3 protein-coding genes are annotated in these 4,283 nt (G+C 72.7%); 1 reads left to right on the top strand and 2 read right to left on the bottom strand.

The features are described 5' to 3' along the window. The first annotated feature begins 131 nt into the window (after nt 1-131). Nucleotides 132-1,238, top strand: a complete 1,107-nt coding sequence (locus tag HMPREF3105_RS09190) for a 4-hydroxy-3-methylbut-2-enyl diphosphate reductase (protein WP_070709325.1) — start codon at nt 132-134, stop codon at nt 1,236-1,238. 106 nt (nt 1,239-1,344) lie between these two features. Here the strand turns inward: HMPREF3105_RS09190 and HMPREF3105_RS09185 are convergent, their stop codons facing one another. Continuing rightward, nucleotides 1,345-3,045: an SLC13 family permease gene (locus HMPREF3105_RS09185; RefSeq protein ID WP_070709323.1), complete on the bottom strand. Its 1,701-nt coding sequence runs from the start codon at nt 3,043-3,045 to the stop codon at nt 1,345-1,347. A 127-nt stretch (nt 3,046-3,172) separates the two neighbouring features. Then, on the bottom strand, nt 3,173-4,283 hold a 1,111-nt coding region (locus tag HMPREF3105_RS09180; RefSeq protein ID WP_070709321.1), incomplete at its 5' end, for a DNA recombination protein RmuC.

Raw genomic sequence — 4,283 nt, 5'->3', positions numbered from 1 at the left:
CGGGTCCGTGCCGCCCGGGCGGACGGTCCCCCCGCGGTGGGCCGCTCCCACACCGCCGCCGACGTCACGTCGCGCTGAGCCCGCGGCGAAGCCCGGGCCCGGTCTGCGTCCCGGCCGATAGCATGGAGGGCATGTCCGCTCCCTCCGTCTCCGCCCGTCCGTCCGCCGTCGGCCTCGGGATGCCGCAGGTCCCGCGCGTTCGCCGATCCCGTGAGGAGGTGGAGGCGGCCGCGCCCGTGTCCGGTGAGAAGCGCGTGCTGCTGGCTGCCCCCCGTGGCTACTGCGCCGGCGTGGACCGCGCCGTCGTCGCCGTCGAGAAGGCCCTCGAGCACCACGGCGCCCCCGTGTACGTGCGCAAGGAGATCGTCCACAACCGGCACGTCGTGGACACCCTGACCGAGCGCGGCGTGGTGTTCGTCGACGAGCTGGACGAGGTGCCCGAGGGCGCCCTGACCGTCTTCTCCGCGCACGGCGTGTCCCCGGCCGTCGTCGAGGAGGCCGCCCAGCGTAACCTGCACACCATCGACGCCACGTGCCCGCTCGTGACCAAGGTGCACCGCGAGGCCGTGCGCTTCGCCAAGCAGGACAAGCGGATCCTGTTGATCGGCCACGACGGCCACGAGGAGGTCGAGGGCACGTTCGGCGAGGCGCCCGAGCACACCACGGTGATCAACGACGTCGCCGAGGCCCGCACCGTCCAGGTGGATGATCCGGACAACCTGATCTGGCTCTCCCAGACCACGCTCTCCGTGGACGAGACCCTCGAGATCGTCTCCGTGCTCCGCGAGCGGTTCCCGAACCTGCAGGACCCGCCCTCGGACGACATCTGCTACGCCACCTCCAACCGGCAGGCGGCCATCAAGTCGATCTCGCCGGAGTGCGACCTGGTGATCATCGTGGGCTCGGCGAACTCCTCGAACTCGGTGCGCCTCAAGGAGGTCGCCGCGGAGTACGGGGCCTCCCGCGCCGAGCGCGTCGACTTCGCCAACCAGGTGGACGAGTCCTGGTTCGAGGGCGTGGCCACCGTGGGCCTGTCCTCCGGCGCGTCCGTGCCCGAGGTGCTGGTCCAGGAGGTGCTCGCGCTGCTGGCCGAGTACGGCTACGGGCAGGTGGACGAGGTGGTGACCGCCGAGGAGGACATCATCTTCTCCCTGCCCAAGGAGCTGCGCGCCGAGATGAAGCGCGTGGGCGACGACGGGCGCGCCCTCGGCGGACGCCGCCGCGACGCTGAGGCCTGAGCGCACCCCTCGTCTCCTCGCTGAGGCCCGCAGACGCGCCGTCACGATGCCGGCGTAGCGGCGCGTCTGCGGGCCTCGGCGTTCCGGGCCGGCGGGTGGTCAGGACTCAGAGTCCGAAGACCCAGACGAGCAGGGTCATCGACGCGAGGGAGATGAGCACGGCGGCGATGATGTTCAGCCACACGCCGCCCTTCACCATCTGACCGATGGTCACGTAGCCGGAGCCGTACGCGATGGCGTTCGGCGGGGTGGCCACGGGCAGCATGAACGCGCAGGTCGCGGCGAGGGCGACGGGCGCGGCCAGCATGAGCGGGGCGACGCCGGTGCCCAGGGCCACGCCGGAGGCGACCGGCAGGAACGTGGCCGCGGTGGCCGTGTTCGAGGTCATCTCGGTCAGCAGCAGGATGCCGACGGCGGCGATCACCACGAGCACCCACACGGGGATGTCGCCGAAGTCCTTGACCTGCTCACCGAGCCACGTGGACAGGCCCGACTTGGAGAACTGACCGGACAGGGCCAGGCCACCGCCGAACAGCAGGAGCACGCCCCACGGCAGCTCCTTCGCGGCCTCCCAGTCCAGGAGGCGCACGCCGCGCCCGGCCCCGCCACCGGCCGGCAGGAGGAACAGGATGAGCCCGACGACCATGGCGATGGCCGCGTCCGAGAGCAGCGGGGACTTCAGGTCCAGGACGTACTCGGAGATCAGCGGCACGGTGATCCAGGCCAGCGCGGCGAGGATGAAGACGGCGAGGACCTTGGCCTCGGGGGCGCTCATGCGGCCGAGGCGGGCCAGCTCGGTGGCGATCAGGTCGCGGCCGCCGGGGACCTCGTCGATCTCGGGGCGGAACAGCACGCGGGTGAGCAGGAACCAGCACGCGAAGAGCAGCACGACGGCGATCGGCACGCCGACCAGCATCCACTGGCCGAAGCCGATCTCCACGCCGTGCTCGGCGGCCATGTGGCCCGCGAGCAGGGTGTTGGGCGGGGTGCCGATGATGGTGCCGAGCGAGCCGATGGACGCGGCGTAGGCGATGCCGAGCATGAGCGCGGTGCCGAAGTTCGTCTTCGTCAGGGAGCGGATCTCGGCCTGCGTGGGGGCCTCGCCGGGCGCGGATGCGGGCGCGGCGGGGCGGTCGGCCTGGTCCGCTGCCTCGTCCCCGGTCAGGGCGCCGTCCGTGCCGTAGCGCTGGACGAGCACGAGGATGGACACGCCGATGGGGAGCATCATCACGGCGGTGGCGGTGTTGGACACCCACATGGAGATGAACCCGGTGGCGATCATGAAGCCCAGGACGAGGTTCACGGTCCTGGCGCCCATGAACGTCAGGACGCCGAGCGCGATGCGCCGGTGCAGGTTCCAGCGCTGCATGGCCAGGGCGAGCATGAAGCCGCCCATGAACAGGAAGATGATGTTGTTGCCGTAGCTCGCGCCGACGGCGTCGAAGGTGATGCCGCCGTCGGACTCCTCGGCGGGCACGCCGAGCGGGAAGACCACGAGCGGCAGCAGGGCGGTGGCGGGGATGGGCAGGGCCTCGGTCATCCACCACACGGCCATGAGCACGGCGGTGGCGGCGACGAGGCGGGGCCAGACGCCGAGGTCGCCCGGCATCAGCAGGAACAGGGCGACGGCGAGCAGGGGGCCGGCCACGAGGCCGATGATGCGCTTGACGTTCTCGCCGCCGGTCAGCGGCTCGTCACGCATGCCCGGGGAGAGCTCGTGTTCGAACTCCTGGGCGGCCGCCCGGGGGTTGAAGCGGGAGACGTGCTCGTTGACGTTGCTCGGCGGGGGGGTCGATCGGGACTCCACGGGGCCTCCTCATCAAGTCAGGCCCTCGGCGCGGCCTGGCAATTCTCTGTGAGTTTCACGGTAGCAAGTGGCCCGGGACACGGAAAGACGACGTCGGGGCCGCGACGGCCCACCCGCCCGGCCCTGCTCACGCCTCCCGCGCCGACTCCGCCCGACGACGGCGCAGCTCGTCCTCCTCCACGCCCGCGACCAGTTCCGGGGCGGCCAGGGGCCGGGGCGCGGACTCGAGCGTGCGGATGTCCGGCGTGGGGGCCAGGCCCGGGTCGGCGTCGCGGAGGCGCCGGGCGGCGGGGAGCACGCGCGACTCGACGTTGCCGACGAGCTGGTTGTAGCGGTCCACGGCGGTCTTGAGGGATCCGCCCATGCGGTCCAGGTGGGTGCCGAGCGTGCCGAGGCGCTCGTAGAGGTCCTTCGCGCTGGCCACCACGGTGTGGGCGTTCTCGGCCAGGGTGTCCTGCCGCCAGGCATAGGCCACGGACTTCAGGGCGGTCAGGAGGGAGACGGGGGCGACGAGCGCGACGTTCCGGGAGAACGCGTGGTCCAGCAGCCCGGGGTCCGCGTCCAGGGCCGCGGCCAGGAGTGACTCGGCGGGCAGGAAGCACAGGACCAGCTCGGGGGAGTGCTCGAGGCCGGCCCAGTAGGACTTCGCGGAGAGCTGGTCCACGTGGCGGCGCACGGCCGCGGCGTGCTGGGCGGCCAGCGCCTGACGCCGCTCGTACGCCTCCTCGCCGGGCTCATCCGCGAGGGCCTCGGCGGCCAGCGCGTCCCCGATGGGGGCCTTGGCGTCCACGGCCATGGCCTTGCCGCCGGGCAGGGACACCACGAGGTCCGGGCGGAGGCGCTCGCCGTCCCTGCCGGACAGCGTGGCCTGCTCCGTGAAGTCCACGTGGTGGAGCATGCCCGCCGCCTCGACGACCCGCCGCAGCTGCGCCTCGCCCCAGTGGCCCCGCGCGGAGGTGGACTTGAGGGTGGCCATGAGCGACGTGGTCTGGTTCAGCAGGTCCCGGTCCGTGGCCGCGGCGGCGCGGAGCTGCTCCCCGAGCCGGCCGAACTGGGACGCCCGGTCCCGTTCCAGCACGCTCACCTGCTCCTGGAGCGCCGCCAGCCGCTGGCCCAGCGGGGCGAGCGTGGACATCACCTGGGACTCCGCGCGTTGGCGTTCGGCGTCCTCGGCGCGCGCGGCCGTGAGCGCGCGCTGCTCCGCCCGGGCGGCCGCGAGCTCCTCTCGCGTCCCCTGG

It is taken from the genome of Micrococcus sp. HMSC31B01 (assembly GCF_001816085.1).
GTDB lineage: Bacteria > Actinomycetota > Actinomycetes > Actinomycetales > Micrococcaceae > Micrococcus > Micrococcus luteus.
The sequence above is the reverse complement of the archived record's forward strand: the minus strand, read 5'-3'. Positions and strand labels throughout refer to the sequence as shown.

Excerpts from the sequence above, each read along its gene's own strand:
- HMPREF3105_RS09190 (WP_070709325.1), top strand. The coding sequence starts at position 132 with ATGTCCGCTCCCTCCGTCTCCGCCCGTCCGTCCGCCGTCGGCCTCGGG.